This window comes from Streptomyces triticirhizae (genome assembly GCF_003696235.1).
Lineage (GTDB): Bacteria > Actinomycetota > Actinomycetes > Streptomycetales > Streptomycetaceae > Streptomyces > Streptomyces triticirhizae.
The window spans coordinates 12,791-32,314 of sequence record NZ_RFFJ01000052.1 but is presented as its reverse complement, the minus strand read 5'-3'; the positions used below and the strand labels follow the sequence as shown (position 1 = coordinate 32,314).

At 72.6% G+C, this 19,524-nt stretch carries 26 protein-coding genes; 11 read left to right on the top strand and 15 right to left on the bottom strand.

Annotated features, from left to right (window positions below; genetic code table 11):
* On the top strand, window positions 1-984 hold a 984-nt coding region (locus EBN88_RS12135), incomplete at its 5' end, for a serine hydrolase domain-containing protein (protein WP_147472711.1).
* Window positions 985-2,130: 1,146 nt separating this feature from the next.
* Here the strand turns inward: EBN88_RS12135 and EBN88_RS12130 are convergent.
* The gene (locus tag EBN88_RS12130) at window positions 2,131-3,081 is read right to left on the bottom strand and encodes an asparaginase (protein ID WP_122183856.1); all 951 of its coding nucleotides are present in this window, start codon (window positions 3,079-3,081) and stop codon (window positions 2,131-2,133) included.
* A gap of 39 nt (window positions 3,082-3,120) precedes the next feature.
* Window positions 3,121-3,756 carry an RsiG family protein gene (locus EBN88_RS12125; RefSeq protein WP_122183855.1) on the bottom strand — a complete coding sequence of 212 codons (636 nt, stop codon included), beginning with the start codon at window positions 3,754-3,756 and terminating at the stop codon, window positions 3,121-3,123.
* A 195-nt stretch (window positions 3,757-3,951) separates the two neighbouring features.
* Between EBN88_RS12125 and dtd the strand changes: the two genes are divergently transcribed.
* Complete coding sequence (dtd, locus tag EBN88_RS12120; RefSeq protein ID WP_122183854.1) at window positions 3,952-4,377, top strand: D-aminoacyl-tRNA deacylase; 426 nt, start codon at window positions 3,952-3,954, stop codon at window positions 4,375-4,377.
* A 15-nt stretch (window positions 4,378-4,392) separates the two neighbouring features.
* Here the strand turns inward: dtd and ygfZ are convergent, their stop codons facing one another.
* On the bottom strand, window positions 4,393-5,367 hold the full coding sequence (gene ygfZ, locus EBN88_RS12115; RefSeq protein ID WP_122183853.1) for a CAF17-like 4Fe-4S cluster assembly/insertion protein YgfZ: 975 nt from the start codon (window positions 5,365-5,367) through the stop codon (window positions 4,393-4,395).
* A gap of 9 nt (window positions 5,368-5,376) precedes the next feature.
* Entirely contained in the window at window positions 5,377-5,853 is a 477-nt protein-coding gene (locus tag EBN88_RS12110; RefSeq protein ID WP_122183852.1) for a Fur family transcriptional regulator, read from the bottom strand.
* A gap of 208 nt (window positions 5,854-6,061) precedes the next feature.
* Here EBN88_RS12110 and EBN88_RS12105 point away from each other — a divergent pair, with 208 nt between their 5' ends.
* Entirely contained in the window at window positions 6,062-6,814 is a 753-nt protein-coding gene (locus EBN88_RS12105) for an SDR family oxidoreductase (protein ID WP_122183851.1), read from the top strand.
* Between the two features lie 18 nt (window positions 6,815-6,832).
* Here EBN88_RS12105 and EBN88_RS12100 read toward each other — a convergent pair whose 3' ends face one another.
* A complete protein-coding gene (locus tag EBN88_RS12100) occupies window positions 6,833-7,396 on the bottom strand; it encodes an FABP family protein (RefSeq protein WP_122183850.1) in 564 nt (187 codons plus the stop codon).
* Window positions 7,397-7,799: 403 nt separating this feature from the next.
* Here EBN88_RS12100 and EBN88_RS12095 point away from each other — a divergent pair, with 403 nt between their 5' ends.
* Entirely contained in the window at window positions 7,800-8,171 is a 372-nt protein-coding gene (locus EBN88_RS12095; protein WP_122183849.1) for a DsrE family protein, read from the top strand.
* Between the two features lie 150 nt (window positions 8,172-8,321).
* Here EBN88_RS12095 and EBN88_RS12090 read toward each other — a convergent pair whose 3' ends face one another.
* The 6 genes from EBN88_RS12090 to EBN88_RS12070 all read right to left on the bottom strand — a co-directional run bounded on the left by EBN88_RS12090 (window position 8,322) and on the right by EBN88_RS12070 (window position 11,900).
* Entirely contained in the window at window positions 8,322-8,609 is a 288-nt protein-coding gene (locus EBN88_RS12090) for a DUF1416 domain-containing protein (protein WP_122183848.1), read from the bottom strand.
* Window positions 8,610-8,700: 91 nt separating this feature from the next.
* The gene (locus EBN88_RS12085; protein WP_122183847.1) at window positions 8,701-9,540 is read right to left on the bottom strand and encodes a sulfurtransferase; all 840 of its coding nucleotides are present in this window, start codon (window positions 9,538-9,540) and stop codon (window positions 8,701-8,703) included.
* 128 nt (window positions 9,541-9,668) lie between these two features.
* Window positions 9,669-9,767 carry a putative leader peptide gene (locus EBN88_RS32685; RefSeq protein ID WP_407703403.1) on the bottom strand — a complete coding sequence of 33 codons (99 nt, stop codon included), beginning with the start codon at window positions 9,765-9,767 and terminating at the stop codon, window positions 9,669-9,671.
* A gap of 124 nt (window positions 9,768-9,891) precedes the next feature.
* Window positions 9,892-10,614, bottom strand: a complete 723-nt coding sequence (locus tag EBN88_RS12080; protein WP_122183846.1) for an LmeA family phospholipid-binding protein — start codon at window positions 10,612-10,614, stop codon at window positions 9,892-9,894.
* A 156-nt stretch (window positions 10,615-10,770) separates the two neighbouring features.
* A complete protein-coding gene (locus EBN88_RS12075) occupies window positions 10,771-11,559 on the bottom strand; it encodes a hypothetical protein (RefSeq protein WP_122183845.1) in 789 nt (262 codons plus the stop codon).
* A 74-nt stretch (window positions 11,560-11,633) separates the two neighbouring features.
* Complete coding sequence (locus EBN88_RS12070; protein ID WP_122183844.1) at window positions 11,634-11,900, bottom strand: MoaD/ThiS family protein; 267 nt, start codon at window positions 11,898-11,900, stop codon at window positions 11,634-11,636.
* A gap of 326 nt (window positions 11,901-12,226) precedes the next feature.
* Between EBN88_RS12070 and EBN88_RS12065 the strand changes: the two genes are divergently transcribed.
* Both EBN88_RS12065 and EBN88_RS12060 read left to right on the top strand, forming a co-directional pair.
* Entirely contained in the window at window positions 12,227-12,985 is a 759-nt protein-coding gene (locus tag EBN88_RS12065; protein WP_122183843.1) for a winged helix-turn-helix transcriptional regulator, read from the top strand.
* 128 nt (window positions 12,986-13,113) lie between these two features.
* On the top strand, window positions 13,114-14,139 hold the full coding sequence (locus EBN88_RS12060) for a LacI family DNA-binding transcriptional regulator (protein ID WP_122183842.1): 1,026 nt from the start codon (window positions 13,114-13,116) through the stop codon (window positions 14,137-14,139).
* Between the two features lie 120 nt (window positions 14,140-14,259).
* On the opposite strand, the gene soxR is transcribed toward EBN88_RS12060, so the two are convergent.
* Window positions 14,260-14,778 carry a redox-sensitive transcriptional activator SoxR gene (gene soxR / locus EBN88_RS12055; protein WP_407703402.1) on the bottom strand — a complete coding sequence of 173 codons (519 nt, stop codon included), beginning with the start codon at window positions 14,776-14,778 and terminating at the stop codon, window positions 14,260-14,262.
* Between the two features lie 98 nt (window positions 14,779-14,876).
* On the opposite strand from soxR, the gene EBN88_RS12050 reads away from it, so the two are divergent.
* The 3 genes from EBN88_RS12050 (at window position 14,877) to EBN88_RS12040 (ending at window position 16,914) form a co-directional block, all read left to right on the top strand.
* Window positions 14,877-15,722 carry a metallophosphoesterase family protein gene (locus tag EBN88_RS12050; protein WP_122183840.1) on the top strand — a complete coding sequence of 282 codons (846 nt, stop codon included), beginning with the start codon at window positions 14,877-14,879 and terminating at the stop codon, window positions 15,720-15,722.
* A gap of 8 nt (window positions 15,723-15,730) precedes the next feature.
* Window positions 15,731-16,411 carry a 4'-phosphopantetheinyl transferase family protein gene (locus EBN88_RS12045; RefSeq protein WP_122183859.1) on the top strand — a complete coding sequence of 227 codons (681 nt, stop codon included), beginning with the start codon at window positions 15,731-15,733 and terminating at the stop codon, window positions 16,409-16,411.
* 107 nt (window positions 16,412-16,518) lie between these two features.
* Window positions 16,519-16,914, top strand: a complete 396-nt coding sequence (locus EBN88_RS12040) for a hypothetical protein (protein WP_122183839.1) — start codon at window positions 16,519-16,521, stop codon at window positions 16,912-16,914.
* Window positions 16,915-16,954: 40 nt separating this feature from the next.
* Here EBN88_RS12040 and EBN88_RS12035 read toward each other — a convergent pair whose 3' ends face one another.
* From EBN88_RS12035 to EBN88_RS30515, 3 genes are all read right to left on the bottom strand, one after another.
* Entirely contained in the window at window positions 16,955-17,611 is a 657-nt protein-coding gene (locus EBN88_RS12035) for a hypothetical protein (protein ID WP_122183838.1), read from the bottom strand.
* Between the two features lie 200 nt (window positions 17,612-17,811).
* Complete coding sequence (locus EBN88_RS30520; RefSeq protein WP_158621358.1) at window positions 17,812-17,958, bottom strand: hypothetical protein; 147 nt, start codon at window positions 17,956-17,958, stop codon at window positions 17,812-17,814.
* On the bottom strand, window positions 17,955-18,119 hold the full coding sequence (locus EBN88_RS30515) for a hypothetical protein (RefSeq protein ID WP_158621357.1): 165 nt from the start codon (window positions 18,117-18,119) through the stop codon (window positions 17,955-17,957). The genes EBN88_RS30520 and EBN88_RS30515 overlap by 4 nt, the downstream gene beginning before the upstream one ends.
* A gap of 261 nt (window positions 18,120-18,380) precedes the next feature.
* On the opposite strand from EBN88_RS30515, the gene EBN88_RS12030 reads away from it, so the two are divergent.
* Both EBN88_RS12030 and EBN88_RS12025 read left to right on the top strand, forming a co-directional pair.
* A complete protein-coding gene (locus tag EBN88_RS12030) occupies window positions 18,381-19,268 on the top strand; it encodes a helix-turn-helix domain-containing protein (RefSeq protein WP_122183837.1) in 888 nt (295 codons plus the stop codon).
* Window positions 19,255-19,464: a DUF397 domain-containing protein gene (locus tag EBN88_RS12025; protein WP_122183836.1), complete on the top strand. Its 210-nt coding sequence runs from the start codon at window positions 19,255-19,257 to the stop codon at window positions 19,462-19,464. Before EBN88_RS12030 ends, EBN88_RS12025 begins: the two co-directional genes overlap by 14 nt.
* The last annotated feature ends 60 nt before the right edge of the window (window positions 19,465-19,524 follow it).

Genomic DNA, 19,524 nt, shown 5'->3' with positions numbered 1-19,524 from the left:
CGCGCCACCGCGCGCGCCGGCGCGGCCCGCGCTGACGGCCCCGGGCCGATGCCGGCCGACGGCCGGTTCCGCGTCGGCAGCGCCACCAAGACCTTCACGGCCACGGTCGTGCTGCAACTCGTCGGCGAGGGCCGGCTGTCCCTCGACGACACCGTGGAACGCTGGCTGCCGGGCGTGGTGCGCGGCAACGGCCACGACGGCGACCGGATCACCGTCCGCCAACTCCTGCGCCACACCAGCGGCGTCCCCGACGCCCTGCCGGAGATCCCCGCCCTCAACAGCGCGGAGGGCTACCGCGCCGAACGGTTCCGCAGCCACACCCCCGAGGAGCTGGTGGCGCTCGCCCTGCGGCAGCCGCCCGCGTTCCCGCCGGACGGCGACTGGTCGTACTCCAACACCAACTACCTGCTCGCCGCGATGATCGTCGAGGAGGTCACCGGACGGAGCTGGGCGCGGGAGGTCGAGGACCGCGTCATCCGCCCGCTGGGCCTCGCCGACACCAGCGCGCCCGGCACCTTCCCGTTCATCGTCGGGCCGCACGCCCGCACCTACTCCGCGTTCGGCGCGGACCCGGGCCCCGGCGCCGGCACCGATGTCACCGCGCTCAACGCCAGCATGGCCGTCGGCGCCGGCTCCCTCGTCAGCACCACCCACGACCTGAACCGGTTCTACGGCGCGCTGCTCGGCGGCCGCCTGCTCGCCCCCGAACAGCTCACCGCGATGACCGACACCGTGCCCGCGCCCGAGATCGGGCTGCCCGGCGTGCGGTACGGGCTCGGCCTGGGCGAGACCCCGCTGTCCTGCGGCGGCTACTACCACGGCCACCCGGGCGAACTGCTCGGTGCCCGCTCCTGGAGCGGCGTCACGCCCGACGGCACCCGGACCGCCGTGGTGTACGCCACCAGCGACGGCGGCCAGGACACGACTAAGGCCATGACCGCGCTCGTCGACCAGCAGCTGTGCGGGACATCGGACGGAACCTGAGGGTGAACGGGGCGGGCCGGGTGCGAGTGCGGGCCGGTGGCCGGTGCGGGTCAGCCCGACTGGTCGTTTCGTTGGGCGACGAGACTCTGGGGTGTGGTTGGGGATGTGGCGCGGGCTACGACGCCGGGCCTACATGGCGCACGATCGGCCGGGTGCGGGCGTAACGAATGCCGGCAGGAGGCTGGCTGGGAAGGGGGGCGCGGCTTCCGGGAGGTGGGGTTCGTTGCCGCCAGGGTGGTCGGGAGTGCGGTGCGTGCCCTCCGGGCGCGGGGACTGCGGCTTGTTCGGGGGACGGCCGGCGGCTGGGGGCGTGCGTGGCGCGCACCGGCTTCGCCGGCCTGCCCCGGCATGTCGTCCGTCTCGGATGTGACCGATCGTCGGGCGACTGAAAGGGACGACCCCCACTGCTCCACTCCGCTGGCATGACGGGGCGTTCGGTCAACGACCACGCTGCCGCGCGAACATCGCCTGCCGTCCTGGTAGCCCGCGCGCCGTCGACTCCCGAAGGCGGGCGCCGGGGGGTGGGGGCACCTTTTTTCTAGGTGCCCGTTTAGAAGTGAACGGATCGTTCAACTCCAGACGGGCACCTAGAGAAAGAGGCCCCCACCCCCTGCCCGGAAGCCGACAAGGCGCGGACTACCCCACCGGCAGACTATGTTCGCGCGGCAGCGTAGTCGTTGACCCAACCCCACCACCCACCGCAGCCTTTAACGACCAACCGGCACCGCCCCCCTTCAGTCGCCCGACGATCGGTCACATCCGAGACGGACGACATGCCGGGGCAGGCCGGCGAAGCCGGTGCGCGCCACGCACGCCCCCAGCCGCCGGCCGTCCCCCGAACAAGTCGCGGTCCCCGCGCCCGGAGGGCACGCACCGCACTCCCGACCACCCTGGCGGCAACGAACCCCACCTCCCGGAAGCCGCGCCCCCCTTCCCAGCCAGCCTCCTGCCGGCATTCGTTACGCCCGCACCCGGCCGATCGTGCGCCATGTAGGCCCGGCGTCGTAGCCCGCGCCACATCCCCAACCCCTGTGGGCGCGTCTCGTCGAGGGACAAACGACCAGTCGGGCTGCCCCGCACCGGCCACCGGCCCGCAGACAAACCCTGCACCCAACACACCACCCGCACCACCCCACCCCGTTCACCCTAGAACGCCGCCCGCACCTCGCCCACCGGCTCCCCGCCGCCCAGCACGGGCGCCGCCGGCACCCCGGGGGCGTCCACGCCGAGGGCCGCCAACACCCGCGCGGCGAGCACGCCCGACGCCCGCGCCGAGCCGTCCTCGACCTTGAACGCGAACGCCCGCCCGTCCGGCAGCGCCACCGCCTGCACGCCCTCCGCGCCGCCCTTGGCCAGCAGCCCGGGCACGGCCCGCATCAGCACCGTGTCCAGCCGGCCCTCGCCGCCCACGTACTCCGGGTGCGCCCGCATCGCGTCCGCCACCCGCCGCAGCGGGTCCCCGGGCCCGTTGGTCACGGCGGCGCGGAAGGCCCGCGCCAGCCCGGTCAACGAGAGCGCCAGCAGCGGCGCCCCGCAGCCGTCAACGCCGATCGCCGTCTCCGGCTCGCCCGTGTACTCGACGAGGGTCTCCCGCACGAAGCGCTGCATCGGGTGCTCCGGGTCGAGATAGTCGGCGACCGGCCAGCCGTTGACCACGCTCGCCGCCAGCCAGGAGGCGTGCTTGCCCGAGCAGTTCATCGCCAGCCGGCCGCGCGGCCCGGGCCCCGCGCCGAAGTTCGGCGCGGACTCCGGGCAGCGCAACGCCGCCTGCGTCAACCCGTGCTCGGCCAACATCCGCCCCGCCAGCCGCTGGTGGATCTCGGCCCCGGCGTGGCTGGCCGCCGCCAGCGCCAGCCGTTCGCCGTCCAGCGGCAGCCCGGCGCGCAGCACGGCGGCCGCCTGCACCGGCTTGTTGCAGGACCGGGGGAAGAACGGCTCGGCCACCTCGCCCAGCGCCCACTCCACCCGGCCGTCCGCCCCCAGCAGCACCAGCGACCCACGGTGGCGGCTCTCCACCACCCCCGACCTGACCACCTCGGCCAGCACCGGCGCGGCGGGGCCGGGTACGACGCGCGGGCCGCCCTCGGCGACGGTCAACGGCTCGCTCCTCTCCCGGAGTTCGGACGTGGGGGTCGTTCAGCACAGCAGGTCGTCGACCCGCACCTCGCCCTCACGGTACCTGCGGGCGATCTCGGCGCCGCAGCCGTCCGCCGTGCGGTGCAACTCCTGCCGGTGCCGGGAGACCCGCTCCTCGCACTGCGCCAGCCGCGCCAGCGCCGTCGTCAACTCCCCGTCGTCCAGGGCGCTCAGGTCCGACAGCTCGACCTCCGCCAGCACCTCCTCGGCCAGCCGCCGATAGCGCTCGCTCGCCGGCGTCGCCAGCGTCACATGGCGGGCGGAGGAACGGTGCCGGGACGGGCCGTCGGCCAGGATGTGCGGCAGCTGGTCCAGCAGCCCCGCGTCCTGCCCGCCGCGCCGCCGCGCCTCCGCCTGGAGGATGTCGATCCGCCCCTGCAACAGCCGCCGGACGAAGCTGAGATCGGCCTCCTCGCGCTGCGCCGAGCGCCGCAGCTCGCGCAGCTGCGCCAGGCTCATCCCACGGAGCCGCTCGCCCGAGGGGGCGGCCTCCCCCGTGCCCTCGCCCGGCCCCGCGACACCTTCCACGCCCCCCGCGCCCTCGCCCGGCCGGCCCCGGCCACCCCCGGCCTCCCGGTGCGGCGCCCGAGCGCTCGGTACGGTGGCGGGCTGCGAGCCAGGTCCCGGTGTGATCATGCGCAATTGTCCCCTCGTCCCCATTTCGGTGCCGTGGTGCGGTACGTACCCCGTGCACGCATCGTGTCACTGTGTACCCGCCGCGTGCAGCGTGTTGGCACCCATCCGGCGCTGTGAGTTCGACGGCGGAACGTTCCCTCGCCGGCCGAGGAGCCCTGAGGAACGCCGCTTTCCGACCCACGGCATGATGACCCCATGCGAGCGGTGGTACAGCGCGTGGACGGCGCCTGCGTGACGGTGGACGGCGAGACGGTCGGCGAGATCGTGGGCCAGGGACTCTGCGTCCTGGTGGGGGTGACCCACGAGGACACCCCGGAGAGCGCCGTGAAGCTGGCCCGGAAGCTGTGGGGCCTGCGCGTGCTGGAGGGCGAGAAGTCCTGCTCCGACACCGGAGCACCGCTGCTGGTGATCTCGCAGTTCACCCTCTACGGTGACGCCCGCAAGGGCCGACGTCCCACCTGGGCCGCCGCCGCGCCGGGCGAGATCGCCGAGCCGCTCGTGGACGCCGTCCGCGACGCGCTGCGCGCGCTGGGCGCCACCGTGGCGACCGGCCGCTTCGGCGCCCAGATGCGGGTGAGCCTGACCAACGACGGCCCGTTCACCGTGCTGGTGGAGGTCTGAGCCGGCACCCGCGGCCTACGGCTCGACCACCAACTCCTGCGCGGCCGGCGTCCGGTCCGCCAGCAGCGGCGCGTCCGCCGGCACGTTCCGCTTGATCACCGCCAGCGCGATCGGCCCCAGCTCGTGGTGGCGCGCCGAGGTGGTGACCCGCCCCAGCTCCCGCCCCTCGGGCCCGTCGGCCGCCAGCCGCACCGGCGCCCCCGGCTCGGGCAGGGTGACCTCGCTGCCGTCCAGGTGGAGGAAGACCAGCCGACGCGGCGGCCGGCCCAGGTTCTCCACCCGGGCCACCGTCTCCTGCCCCCGGTAGCAGCCCTTGTGCAGATGGACCGCCGTCGCCAGCCAGCCCAGCTCGTGCGGGATCGTGCGGTGGTCCGTCTCAAGACCCAGGCGCGGGCGGTGCGCCTCGACCCGCAGCGCCTCGAACGCCAGCACCCCGAGCGCCGGCCCGTGCGCCTTCGCGAACGCGGGCAGCTCGCCGCGCGGCAGGAACACGTCCCTGCCGTACGGCGTCTCGCGCACCGCCAGCTCGGCCGGCACCTCGACGATGGACCCGGCCGGCAGGTGCACCACCGCGAACTCGGCCGTCCGGTCGGCGATCTCGACGCGGTAGAAGAACCTCATGCTCTCCAGGTAGGCGAGCAGCGCGGCGGCGGCGCCCGGCTCGGTGTGCGCCCAGGTCGTCTCGCCGTCGTCCACCAGATAGAGGACATGCTCGATATGGCCCTTGGCGGAGAGGATCAACGCCTCCGTCGCCTGCCCCGGCGCCAGCGTCTCCACATGCTGGGTGAGCAACAGGTGCAGCCAGCTCAGCCGGTCCGGGCCGCCGACCGTGACCACCTCGCGGTGGGAGAGGTCGACAAACCCCTCGCCCCTGGCCAACGCCCGCTGTTCACGGAAGAGATCCCCGTAGTGGGCGGCGACTCCGAGGTCCGGCTCCCGCGCGGCGACCGCGCCGGGCAACTCCAGCAGGGGACTGGCATAGGACGACATACCGCAAGCCTACGACGTCCCGTTCGCCGCCTCCCCGGCCTCCGGGCCGCCGCCCCCGGGGCCGTCCGCGCGCGCCGCGCAGCTGCCGCAGCGGCCGAAGATCGCGAAGTGCCGCAGGTCCGTCTCGAAGCCGAAGCGCTCGCGCAGCGCCTCGGCGAACGGCTCGGCCAGGGACAGCTCCGCCTCGATGACCCGCTCGCAGTCCCGGCACATCAGATGCAGGTGGTCGTGCCGCTCCGCCAGGTGGTAGGTGGGGGCGCCGTGGCCGATGTGCGCGTGGCTGACCAGGCCCAGCTCCTCCAGCAGCTCCAACGTGCGGTAGACCGTCGAGATGTTGACCCCGCCGGCGGTCTTGCGCACCTCGGTGAGGATGTCCTCGGGCGTGGAGTGGTCCAGCCGGTCGACGGCCTCCAGCACCAGCTGCCGCTGGGGCGTCAGCCGGTAGCCACGGTTGCGCAGATCTTCCTGCCAGTCGGTGCTCACCACGTGGCCCAGTGTAGAAGGGGAATCCGGCGCCGGGACCCGGCCGGAGGAGGGGCACGGACCCCGCCCGAGGGGAATCGGCGGGGTCCGTGCGAGGAGGCGTGGCCCATCCTGCGCCCGCCGACGTCAAACCGCCGTAAGGACGTCCGGGGGGCGGCGTATTGTCCCCACGGAGGAACGCGATCACGAGGCGACCAAGGGGCGGTGCGCGATGGATCTGGGACTGACCGATCGGGTCTATGTGGTGACCGGCGGCAGCAGGGGGCTGGGCCGGGCCACGGCCGAGGCGCTGGTGGGCGAGGGCGCCCGGGTGGTGCTGGCAGCGCGCGGGAAGGAGGCGGTCGCCGAGGCCGTGGCCTCGCTCGGCGAGGACCGGGCCGCCGGGCTCGCCGCCGACCTGGCGGCGCCGGACGCCGCCGAGCGGCTGCTGGCGCTGGCGAACGAGCGGTTCGGCCGGTTCGACGGGGCGCTGGTCTCGGTCGGCGGGCCGCCGCCCGCCGCCGCCTCGGCGGCCACCGACGAGCAGTGGCGGGCCGCGTTCGAGAGCGTCTTCCTGGGCGCGGTCCGCGCCGCGCGCACCTTCGCGCCCGCGCTGGGCGAGGGCGGCGCGCTGGGCCTGGTGCTCTCCAGCTCGGCCCGTTCGCCGATCCCGGGGCTGGCCATCTCCAACGGGCTGCGGCCCGGGCTGGCCATGGTCGCCAAGGACCTGGCCGACGAGTTCGGGCCGCGCGGGGTGCGGGTGCTGGGCCTGATGCCGGGCCGGATCGCCACCGACCGGACGCGGCAGCTGGACGCCGCCGCCGACCCGGCGACGCGGCAGCGCACCCGGGAGGCGATCCCGCTGGGCCGGTACGGGGAGCCGGCGGAGTTCGGGCGGGTCGCCGCGTTCCTGCTCTCGCCGGCCGCCGGCTATGTCACCGGCACCACCGTCCCGGTGGACGGCGGCGCGCTGCGCGTCCCCTGAACCTGTCGCTGGCCGGGGCTACTTGAAGAAGGCGATCCCGTCGTCCGGCAGGTCCTTCAGCTCGCCGATCCACTCCCTGGGGTCGACCGCCTTCTTCAGGTGCGCCGACATGTAGGGCCGCAGCGGCACCTCGGGCGTGGACTTCTCGCCGACCCACATCAGGTCGCTGTTGACATAGCCGTAGAGCCGCTTGCCGCCGGCGTAGGGCGGGGACGCCTGGGTGCGGGCGATGGCGTCGGTGGCGAGGTCGATCTGGGGCTTGCCCTCGGCGAGTTCGCCGTACCAGACCTCGACGACGCCCTGGTCGCGCACCAGCACGGCCTCGATCTGGCGCTGGTCGTCGATCCGCCAGAAGCCGTGTTCGGTCTCCAGCGGCACCGTCCGCTGGCCGGCCTCGTCGAGCCGCCAGGAGCGCGCGGAGTACTCCAGGAAGTCCCGGCCGTCGTGGGCGAAGGTCATCTGCTGCCCGAAGTTGCTGGCCTCCTCGCCGGGGAAGTCCGCGACCCCGGCGCCCTGCCAGGTGCCGAGGAGGAAGGCGAGCGGCACCAGCGACGGATGGAGATCGGAGGGGATCTCGATCATGGTCAGCGCTGCCCCTGGTAGAGCTTCACCACGACAAGGCCGGTGAACGCGGCGGTGCCCACGGCCACCAGGACCATCATGGTGATGAAGAATGCCTCAAGCACGGCGAAGCTCCTTGCGCCCGAATGTGAAGAACGGTCGCGGCCGAGTCTAGTGGCCACACTCCGGGGAAGCTTCGTGGGTGGGCCGCCCGTGGATGACCCCTCCGGGCGCCTTGACCGTTTTGTGATCACCGCGACTGAACGTGTTTGGCCATCTTCGCGTCTAAGCGCGTGGAAAGGATGTGATCATGAGTTGTCCAAACTGTGGTGGGACGATGTATCAGGGTCCGCAGGGAGACTGGGTCTGCGCTACCTGCGGGACAACGCGCTAGCCCACGGGACCGTACGACTACGGTGATCTCATGGCTCAGACGGCACAGAAGCTGGTGATCAAGGTGACGGCGGGGGCGGACGCTCCCGAACGTTGCTCGCAGGCGTTCACGGTGGCCTCGGTGGCCGTGGCGAGCGGGGTGGACGTCTCGTTGTGGCTGACCGGAGAGTCCGCCTGGTTCGCCCTTCCCGGCCGGGCCGAGGAGTTCCAACTCCCGCACGCGGCACCGCTTCCGGAGCTGATCGAGGCCGTCCAGGCCGGTGGACGGATCACCCTGTGCACCCAGTGCGCGGCGCGCAGGGGGATCACGGAGCAGGACGTGATCGAGGGGGTGCGCATCGCCGGGGCCCAGGTCTTCGTGAGCGAGATCATGCCCGACGACGTGCGGGCCCTGGTCTACTGACCGCCCGCCGGCCACACCCTGACCCACACCAGAAGACCGCGGCAGACAGGAACCTCGCCAACCGAGCACGGGGCAACAACCAACGGGGTAACGAAAAGGCCGCGCCCGAAGCGGGCGCGGCCTTCGTGTCCTTCCAACCGGTTCAGCCGGTCAGACGGCGATGCTGACCTCGGTCAGGCCGCCCTGCTGGGCGACCACCCTGCGGTCGGCGGTCGCGCCCGGGACCAGGGCGCGGACCGTCCAGGTGCCCTCGGCCGCGTAGAACCGGAACTGCCCGGTCGCCGAGGTCGGCACCTCGGCGGTGAACTCCCCGGTGGCGTCGAGGAGTCGGACATAGCCCGTGACCGGCTCGCCGTCCCGGGTCACCGAGCCCTGGATCGTGGTCTCACCGGCCTTGACGCCGCTGGCATCCGGGCCGCCGGCCTTCGCTCCACACATGACTGTTCCTTTTCTGAGCTTCTGAGCTTCTGAGGCTTCGGGGCTGAACTGCCGTCCGAACTTCCGTCCGGCTGGGGTTACCTGACCGGGGTCACTTGGCCGGGCCGGTCTCCACCGGGACGCCGACGAGCGAGCCGTACTCGGTCCAGGAGCCGTCGTAGTTCTTGACGTTGGGCTGGCCGAGCAGCTCGTGCAGCACGAACCAGGTGTGGGCGGAGCGCTCACCGATGCGGCAGTAGGCGATGGTGTCCTTCTCCAGGTCCACGCCCTCGCCCGAGTACAGCTCCTTCAGCTCCTCGTCGGAGCGGAAGGTGCCGTCGTCGTTGGCCGACTTGGACCAGGGGATGTTGCGGGCGCTGGGCACGTGGCCGCCGACCTGGGACTGCTCCTGCGGCAGGTGCGCCGGGGCGAGCAGCTTGCCGCTGAACTCGTCGGGCGAGCGCACGTCGACCAGGTTCTTGACGCCGATCGCGGCGACGACCTCGTCGCGGAAGGCGCGGATCGAGGTGTCCTGCGGCTGGGCGCGGTACTCGGTGGCGGCGCGGGTGGGCACCTCGGCGACCAGGTCGCGCGAGTCCAGCTCCCACTTCTTGCGCCCGCCGTCCAGCAGCCGGACGTCGCTGTGGCCGTACAGCTTGAAGTACCAGTAGGCGTAGGCGGCGAACCAGTTGTTGTTGCCGCCGTAGAGGACCACGGTGTCGTCGTTGGCGATGCCCTTGGCGGAGAGCAGCTTCTCGAAGCCCTCCTGGTCCACGAAGTCGCGGCGGACCGGGTCCTGGAGCTCCTGCTTCCAGTCGATCCGGATCGCGTTCCTGATGTGGTTCTTGTCGTAGGCCGAGGTGTCCTCGTCCACTTCCACGAGCACGACCTTGGGGTCGTCGAGGTGGGCCTGGACCCAGTCGGCGTCCACCAGGACGTCACTGCGGCTCATGCTGGTTGTCTCCTTGCGCGGTTCGGGGCGGAACGAATACGGGAAACGAGGTGCGCCGCCGCGGACGCGGGCCGGTCGGGCGGCGGGCCGCACGGGCGGGGGCGTGGGCGGCGGCGAGGGGGCGTGAATCAGCCGTGGCGACGACAGAGCATGGCCGAGACGCGGCAGAGATCCACCGCGCGCCGCTTGGTGAGCCCCCCGGCGGGGGTGCCCGTCGCCTGCCGCATCATGCCCGCGATCGTACGGAGCGTGGCCGCCCCGTGTCACCGGTGTTCCGCATGATGAGACGAAACCGCGCACTATGTGGACGGCTGGGACGGCTGGGGCGACCGGAGGACTTTGTCCGGAACGTCAGCCGCTCACCGTCATGTTCTCGCCATCCACCGTGACCTTCAGACCCTCCTCGGTCGGCTCAAGCGAGGTCAGTTCGAGCCCCTCCGGCAGCCCCGCGATGGTCCGCTCCTGGTCGAGCTGGGCCCTGGCGGACTCCCGCATCTCCTCGCTGCCGATGTCCGGGATCTCGTCCTCGTCCACCGAGAGCGTCACCTTGCCGCCCTCCAGCACCAGGTCGCCGGCGACCTCGCCGATGTCCAGGGTCTGGCCCATGGCGCTGGCCTGGAGCACCAGCAGCAGCTGACCGTCGCCCGCGTACTCGAACTCCACCCCGAAGCCGTTGCCGCTCAGCGCCATCAACTCGCCGTAGGCGCGGGTCAGCTCGGTGTAGCTGATCATCCCCTCGCCGTGCGCGCGGGCGGCGGTCGCCTGGGTGAAGCCGCCGGTCAGCGTGACGTTGTCCAGCTCGATGTCCAGATCGTGGATGCTCAGCTCCTGGCCGTCGACCGTGGCCGCATAGGAGTTGATGCCGAGGTGGACGTCGTCCAGCTCGCTGCCGAGCACCTGGGTGAGGAACGGGAACCCGTTGATCGAGACGTCCGGCTCCCTCTCCAGGCCCAGCCGGTCCTGGACCCGGGAGGCCACCTCGCCCTGGGTCACATAGAGCGCGACCCGGTCGGCGACCACGGCCAGCACGGCCAGGACGACGACCACGATCAGGCTTATTCGCAGTGCGCGCATCGGGTTGCGAACCCCCAGGTGAAGTGTGTCCGAAAAGCCACGCGAGCCTAACCCGTCCCACCGCCACCAGACAGTGCCGTCGGGTCCTTGCAGCAGGTCCGTTACACGTTCCGTCAGGAACCTGACATGCCCCGTTCCCCGCCCCGTCGGCGCCGCTCAGAGCAGCGCCACGGCCAGCGGGTAGACGGCCGGCGCCGCCGCCGTGAGCGGCAGCGCGACCCCGGCGGTGAAGTGGACGAAGCGCGACGGGAAGTCGTAGGAGGCGACCCGCAGCCCGATCAGGGCGCACGCCCCGCCGGCCGCGCCCAGCGCGAGCGCCGGCGTGCCGATGTCCTGGCCGCTGGCCAGCGCGCCCACGCCCAGCGCCGCCGCCAGCCCGAGCAGCGACATCAGCGCGGCGGGACCGGGAACGGCCCGCACCACCGTCGCCGCCGCCACCCCGCCGGCGGCCACCGCCACCGCCGAGCCCGACACCTCGACCGCCGCCAGCAGCGCGCCCGCCACCACGGTCAGCAGCGTCGAGGCCGAGGTCGCGGTGAGCGCGTCCAGCCGCTCGTCCGCCGAGCCCCGGTGCCGCAGCTGGAGCACCACCACCAGCAGGAACCACACGCCCAGCACCCCGAGCAGCGCGCCCGGCGCGTCCGACTCGTCCACCGCGAGCACCGCCGCGTCCGCCGCCAGCCCGCCGGCGAACGCCAGCGCGATGCCCTGCCGCGCCGGCCACATCCCGTTCAGCCGGAACCAGCCGGCCGCCGTCACCGCCTGGAGCAGCACCACCGCCGGCAGCGCCGCCACCTGCCCGATCGCGGCGCCCGCCGCGAGCAGCCCCGCCAGCGCCGCCGTCAGCAGCGCCGGCTGCCAGCCGGGGCTGATGATCGGGGAACGGGCCCGGTGCCTGGCCCTCGCCGGCGCCCCCGCCGTCTCCTCCGCCGTCCTCGCGTTCACGCGTCCCCTCCCGGTCCCGGCCTGCCCGTCAGCCCCACCCGTTCCACCCGTTCCACCGATCCCGCCCGCCCCACTCATCCGGCACCGCCGGCGAACGGCGGGAGCACCTCGACCGTGCCGCCCTCGGTCAGCGGCACCGAGGCGTGCTCCCGGCCCCCGACCTGCGCGCCGTCCACCAGAAAGGCGCAGCGCGCCAGCACCGCCGCGAACTCCGCGCTCCCGGCGTGCCGACGCCTGGCGGCGTCCAGCGCCTCGCCCAGGCTGGCCGCCTCGTAGGGTTCCTCCGCCGTGCCGGCCGCCGCCTTGGCCGCCGCCCAGTACCGGATCGTGCCGCTCGCCATCGTCTCCGCTCTCCGCCCGCCGCCCGGGCTTGCCGTGTGCCGCCCCATGATGGCCCCTGCCGCGCCGCCGGGCGCCTCCGGCCCACCGACGGGTCGCCGGGAGGCCCACGCCGGAGAGCCGTAACAGCCGCGAAACACCGGGGAAACCGGAGGGAATCCGAAGAGCGAACAGTGTGATACATGCCCCTGCGCGGCCCGAATTGTTTCAGCTATGCTGCTGAACAAGCAGGACCCGGGCGATGACGCCACTACGGGTCCTTTCGCGCTTTCTGGGCAGAGCCGCTCGATCGTCCCCGCGCCAGGACTGAGGAAGGAACGCCCCCGAGATGAGTTCGCTGCTACTCCTTACCAACGCGCTTCAGCCGTCCTCGCAGGTCCTCCCCGCGCTCGAACTGCTTCTCCACAACGTCCGCGTCGCGCCGGCCGAGGGCCCCGCCCTGGTCGACGCCCCCAGCTCCGACGTGATCCTCATCGACGGCCGCAAGGACCTCCCGCAGGTCCGTTCCCTCTGCCAGCTGCTCCGCTCCACCGGCCCCGGCTGCCCGCTGGTGCTCATCGTGACCGAGGGCGGGCTCGCCGCCGTCACCGCCGACTGGGGCGTGGACGACGTGGTGCTCGACACGGCCGGCCCGGCCGAGGTCGAGGCCAGGCTCCGGCTGGCCACCGGCCGCCAGCAGCTCACCGCCGACGACAGCCCGATGGAGATCCGCAACGGCGACCTCTCCGTCGACGAGGCGACCTACAGCGCCAAGCTCAAGGGCCGGGTGCTCGACCTCACCTTCAAGGAGTTCGAGCTGCTCAAGTACCTGGCGCAGCACCCGGGTCGGGTCTTCACCCGCGCCCAGCTGCTCCAGGAGGTCTGGGGCTACGACTACTTCGGCGGCACCCGCACCGTGGACGTCCACGTGCGGCGGCTGCGCGCCAAGCTCGGCCCCGAGCACGAGGCGCTGATCGGCACGGTGCGCAACGTCGGTTACCGCTTCGTGGTGCCGGAGAAGGAGAAGCACGCCGAGCAGGAGCAGGCCCGCGCCGTCACCCGTGAGGCGGAGAAGGTGGTCAAGGAGGCCGCCGCCCGCCGCGACTGAGCCCGTCCACACCCCAACTGACCGACCGGGCGCGGCTTTCGACCGTACCTCGGAGTAACTCCGGGCAACCGCCCCTTCGGATACGACATTCGTATCCGAAGGGGCGGTTGCGCGCGTAGACTCCTCCCGTGGCCAAGGTGACGCGGGACGATGTGGCGCGACTGGCGGGGACGTCCACCGCCGTCGTCAGCTATGTCATCAACAACGGCCCGCGCCCGGTGGCCGCGGGCACCAGGGAGCGGGTTCTCGCCGCGATCAAGGAGTTGGGGTACCGCCCCGACCGGGTCGCCCAGGCCATGGCCTCCCAACGCACCGATCTCATCGGGCTGATCGTGCCCGACGCGCGGCAGCCGTTCTTCGCGGAGATGGCCCACGCCGTCGAACAGGCCGCCGCCGAGCGCGGCAAGATGGTCCTGGTGGGGAACTCGGACTACCTGGACGAGCGCGAGGTCCACTACCTGCGGGCGTTCCTCGGGATGCGGGTCTCGGGGCTGATCCTGATCAGCCAGGGCCCCAGCGAGCACGCCGCCACCGAGATCGACGCCTGGGACGCCCGCGTGGTGCTGCTGCACCGCAGGCCGGAGGCGATCGACGACGTGGCCGTCGTGCTGGACGACATCGGCGGCGCCGAGCGGCTCACCCGGCACCTGCTGGAGCAGCACGGCCACCCCTATGTCGCCTGCCTCGGCGGCGTCGACTCGACGCCCGAGCAGGGTGACCCGGTCACCGACCATGTCAACGGCTGGCGCCGGGCCATGGAGTTGGCCGGACTGCCCACCGAGGGGCGGCTGTTCAAGGCCCCGTACAACCGCTACGACGCCTACCGCATCGCGCTGGAGCTGCTCGCCGGGCCCGACCGCCCGCCGGCGCTGGTGTGCGCGACGGACGACCAGGCGATCGGGGTGCTGCGGGCCGCGCGTGAGCTGCGGATCGACGTGCCGGGGGAGTTGGCCGTCGCCGGCTTCGACGACGTCAAGGAGGCGGCGCTCACCGATCCGCCGCTGACCACGGTCGGCTCGGACCGGGAGGCGATGGCCAGGGCGGCCGTCGACCTCGCGATAGGGGACCCGGCGGGCGCTCCGCCGGACCGGCTGCGGCAGTTCCCGGTGACGCTGCGGCTGCGCGCCTCCTGCGGCTGTCCCGGCACGCGCTGAGCGAACGCGCCCGCTTCACGCGGGTGTTGGGGCCCCCACCCGGCCGTCGCGGGTCCGCGCCGGGCGCACGCGCGGGGGTTCACGCGCGGCGGTTCACGCGGAGGGCCGCGGCGCGAGGGCTCAGGCGCAGTCCGGCTCGCACTCGGCCTTCCCCCGGGAGGGCCCCCGGCCGCCAACGCCCTCCGTGAGCAGCCGGCGCGGGCCGCTGCCCTCGCGGGCGCAGACGTCGTACGGGTTGGCCAACATGCAGCTCTCCAGCGACAGGCAGCCGCAGCCGATGCAGTCGGTGAGGTCGTCCCGCAGCCGGACCAGCTGGCTGATCCGTGCGTCCAGGTCGGCCCGCCAGGACGCGGAGACCTCGGCCCAGTCGGCGCGGGTCGGGGTGCGCCCCTCGGGCAGCCGGCCCAGCGCCTCACGGATCGCGGTCAGCGGCATCCCCACGTTCTGCGAGACCCGGATGAACGCCACCCGGCGCAGCGTCTCGCGGTGGTAGCGGCGCTGGTTGCCGCTGGTGCGGCGGCTGCTGATCAACCCCTGCGCCTCGTAGAAGCGCAGCGCCGAGGTGGCCACCCCGCTGCGCTCGGCGAGCTGGCCGATGGTGAGTTCCCTCGCGATGCGCGGCGCGCTCTCGGTGGCCATGTCGGCCATGGTAGTCCGGGCCCGACGGCTTTCCCGGGGGCTTCCCCGGGGGATCGGGTAGCGTTGGTCAACGGCGCGCTAGGGAGGGGGAGTTGCGGATGGGACGGCTGGTTGCCATCAGCGACCTCCACGTTCGTTACCCGGAGAACCGGGACATCGTGGAGCGGCTGCGGCCCGAGTCCGAGGACGACTGGCTGCTGGTGGCCGGCGACATCGGCGAGGTGATGGCGGACATCGAGTGGACCCTGACGCTGCTCGCCGAGCGGTTCGCCCGCGTGGTGTGGGTGCCGGGGAACCACGAGCTGTGGACGCCGAAGGAGGACCCCGTCCAGCTGACGGGCGAGGCCCGCTACCAACACCTGGTGGCGCTCTGCCGCCGGCTGGGCGTGCTCACCCCCGAGGACCCGTACCCGGTGTGGGAGGGCGAGGGCGGCCCTGCGGTGATCGTTCCGCTGTTCCTGCACTACGACTACACGTTCCGGCCGCAGGGCACCGCGACCAAGGCGGAGGCGATGGCGGTCGCCGAGGCCGCCGGGGTGATCTGCACCGACGAGTACATGATCAAGCCGACGCCCCACCCCAACTCCGAGAGCTGGTGCCGCGAGCGGCTGGCGCTCACCGAGGCGCGGCTGGCCGCCGAGCTGCCCGAGGTGCTGCCGACGGTGCTGGTCAACCACTATCCGCTGGTCCGCGAGCCGACGAGGGTGCTGCGCTACCCGGAGTTCGCCCTGTGGTGCGGCACCGAGCGCACCGAGGAGTGGCCGCAGCGCTACCGCGCGGCCTGCGTGGTCTACGGCCATCTCCACATACCCCGGCTGATCCGGTACCGGGGCGTGCCCCACCAGGAGGTCTCGCTGGGCTACCCCAGGGAGTGGAAGCCGCGCGCGGCCGAGCCGGGGCAGCTGGTGCCGATCCTGCCCGGCGTCGGGACGGCGAGCCGGTGAGCGCGCCGCTGATCGAGGAGCTGCTGCCGCCGCCGATCGCGGCCGTCGAGTCGTTCGGCGACCCGGCCGAGGCGCCGCCGCTCTTCCCCGAGGAGGAACGGGCGATAGCGCGCGCCGTCGAGGGCCGGCGAAAGGAGTTCGCCACCGTGCGGCACTGCGCGCGGCAGGCGCTGGCCGCGCTGGGCGGCCCCCGGGTGCCGCTGCTGCCCGGGGAACGCGGCGCGCCCGGCTGGCCGGACGGCTTCCTCGGCAGCATGACCCACTGCCGTGGCTACCGCGCCGCCGCCGTCGCCCGCGTGGGCGCCGGCGGGCTGGTCGGCGTCGGGATAGACGCCGAGCCGAACGAGCCGCTGCGCGACGCCGGCGTCGTCCAGCTGATCGCCCTGCCCGAGGAGCGCGAGATGCTCGCCCGCCTCGCGGCGACGCGTCCCGAAGTCGCGTGGGAGCGGCTGCTGTTCAGCGCCAAGGAGAGCGTCTACAAGGTGTGGTACCCGCTCACCGCGAAGTGGCTGGACTTCGAGGAGGCGCGGCTGACGATCGACCCCGAAGCCCGCACGTTCGAGGCCGAACTCCTGGTGCCGGGGCCAGTCGTGGACGGCACCAAGATCCAACGCTTCGCCGGCCGCTGGCTGGCCCGCGAGGGGCTGTTGGTTACCGCGATTTCACTGTCTCGCGGCCTGCCGGAGTGATGGTCTCGCTAGCCTGCCGCTGACCGTGTCGGCGAGCGGGGGTGTCCGCTGTGCGAACAGAACGGATTCGAGTCCATCGTCCAGGCGTGCGGTGCCGGTGTCTGGCCGTGGCCGTCGTCGCGTGTTGCGGGGCGCTGTCGGCGTGCCTGCCCGGCGGGTCCGACCGGGCCGAGGCCGACGAGACCGCGGAACCCGTTCGCCCGGCCGCCTCCGGCGAGCTGGACGGCGTGTGGCTGACCGGCGACGACGAGGAGTCCGCGATCCTCACCATCAACACCGGCCTCGTCTACTTCACCGAGAACCAGAACGGCGAGGGCGACACCTGTGAGGGCACCGTCGAGAACGGGCTGATCCAGCTGGAGAGTTGCGAACGCAACGGCGAGCAGGTCTTCACCGAACGCAGCGCCCACGCCCTCCTCCAGGGCAACGACCTGCGGCTCACCTGGGTCTCCGGCGAACAGGAGACGTACACGCCGATGCTGGAGGCTGTCGCCGGCGACTGAGCCGGCCGGGGGGCCGGCGGCGAACGGGGATCGGTTCGGGTCAGCGGTTGAGCGCGGTGAGCTCGGCTTCGAGGTCGACGACGGTGCAGCGTTTGAGTTCGACGACCAGCTGGGAGGCCAAGAACCAGTCGGTGGCGCGGTGGCCGTAGGGGAGGTAGTGGTCGACGTGGGCGGTGAGGCGGGCGGTGCCCGGGGTGGGGGTGAAGAGGGTGCCGAAGACGCCCCAGACCTTGGGGCGGCGGGAGCGGACGCCGACCGGGTGGGTGAGGTGGGGGCAGTACTCGACGGCGAGGGCGGCGCAGCGCAGGCAGACCGGGGGCTTGGTGGTCTTCGTTCCCTCGTAGCGGTCGGTGCCGTCGCGGTTCATGAGGAAGAGCCAGCCGTCGCGGTTGTGGCTGGCGCTGGCGCCGCAGACCTGGCACAACCGCTCGGCCTGTGCGTGGCGTTGACGCGCCGGGTGCATGGACGGGAAGTCCGGCCGGCCCTGGCCGGGCCTGTCCTGGATGCGGGCCCACAGCACGCCGAAGCCGTCCCGGTCGGCCGGCGTCTCGTCGAGGTACCAGACGCCGGCCCCGTCCCACCGCATCGACACCCGCCGCCCGTAACCGCCCTCACCACTCCAGTGCGCGGCATAGGGCACGGGCAACTGGCGCGGCCCCCAGGTCGTGAGGGTGTCGGGAACGGCGATATCGGGCATGGCGAATCAACTCTCCGTGGGGTGCTGAGGGGTTGGGGTGTTCCCCCGGGCCGGGAGTGTTGGGCCTCGACCGGCCCGGGGGAACGGTGGTCGCCCGGGCGGGCGACCGTTCCGCCCGACGCGGCGGCCGCGATCCTCCGGGACTGGGCAGGACCGGAGAACTGGCCGCAGGGCGGGCGGAGTTGGGGGAACACGGGGCGTCAGGTGGGCGTGATCGCGGTGGTGGAGCTGGCCGCGTAGACGACGAACGCCAGGCCGAACACGTTCAGGAGGAACAGGGCGAGGCCGGCGAACCGGCCGTCGATCGCCGGGAGACGGCGGCGCCGGTGCCGGTGCCGGGCGGTCACCGTCGCCTCCCGGCGAGGTGCTCGTCGATCGCGCGGGACAGTTGGCTCACCCGGGCTCCGAGGGTGGCCAACGCGCCCTCGGGCTCCGCCAGTTCGTCGCTCGGGTCGGGCTGCTGGCCCTCGGTCGGGGGGGCGGGGTCAGGGACATGAGGCGTGTTCATGGGGGGTGACACCTGCCGTTCGTGGTTCGGCGGATCTCCTGTTGCCGCCGCCCTGAGTCAGGCCGGACCGTGAGTGGCCGGCCTTTCACAACGGGCAACCGCACACCCAACGTTGCCGAGCCGGCCATGCTCAGCGCAAGATTACGAGGCACAGATTCACCGAGAAACGCTCGAACAAATGACCTGCATTGCGGAGCGGATCAACACCGCCTTACGGTCCGGGTGTTGGGCGCACTACGAATGAGCACCTGGAGGTGACCAGTGCCCGAGGGAACGACCGGTTCGACGGTGCCCAGGCGGCAACTCGGCCGCTATCTGCGCGAGTTGCGGGAGAAGGCGCGGATGCCGGTGAAGGTCGCGGCGGCGGAGTTGGAGTGGTCCACGCCCCGCATCTGGCGCATCGAGACGGGCCAGGTCTCCCTGCGCAGCCTGGATGTCCGCGACATGTGCGAGATCTACGGGGCGCCGGCGGAGCTGACGAAGGCGCTGATGGGGCTGGCGAAGGAGACGAAGGCGAAGGGCTGGTGGCACGCCTTCGGCGATGTCATCCCGGAGGGCTTCGATCTGTATGTGGGTCTGGAGGAGGCGGCCTCCAGCATCGCCTCGTATGAGAGCGACATCGTGCCGGGGCTGCTCCAGACCGAGGAGTACGCTGCGGCCATTGTCAGCGTGCACACGCCGGGGATCAGCAAGGACGATCTCGAAGCGTGGGTCCGGGTGCGCATCGAGCGGCAGACGCTGCTCACCCGCGTCACCTCGCCGCTCCACTTCCAGGTGGCGCTCAGCGAGGCGGTGCTCCGTCGCGCGGTGGGCGGCAGGGAGGAGATGCGGCGCCAACTCGCCCATCTCGTCTATATGTCGGAGCTGTCGAACATCACGCTCCGGGTGGTGCCCTTCGCGGCGGGTACGCACCTGGGGATGGTCACCGGCCCGTTCAGCATCCTGAGGTTCCCCCTGGACAAGGACGGAAAGCCGACCGAGCCGCCGACTGTCTACGCTGATGGCTACACAGGCAACCTGTACCTCGACAAGCCGAAAGAAGTTGACCAGTACGAGACGGCGTTTCGAGGGATCTGGCAGGCAGCGCTCGATGAGCAGGCGTCCCGGCGCCTGCTGGCTGAGGTGGCAGGAGAGTATGAGCAGGGCTGAACTTATGGACGACAAGCGGTGGTTCACATCGAGCTACAGCAACGGAACGGGGAACTGCGTCGAGGTCGCCGACCTCGACGGGGCGGTCGGGCTGCGCGACACCAAGGACCGAGAGGCCGGAGTCGTGACCGTGGGCGTGACCCAGTGGAGGACGTTCCTTGCCGCCGCTGAAGAGCTGTACCGACACCAGCCGTAACCCACAACACGACACCGCGCCCCCGCTTTCCCCGGCCGCGAGCCGGGGAAAGCGGGGGCG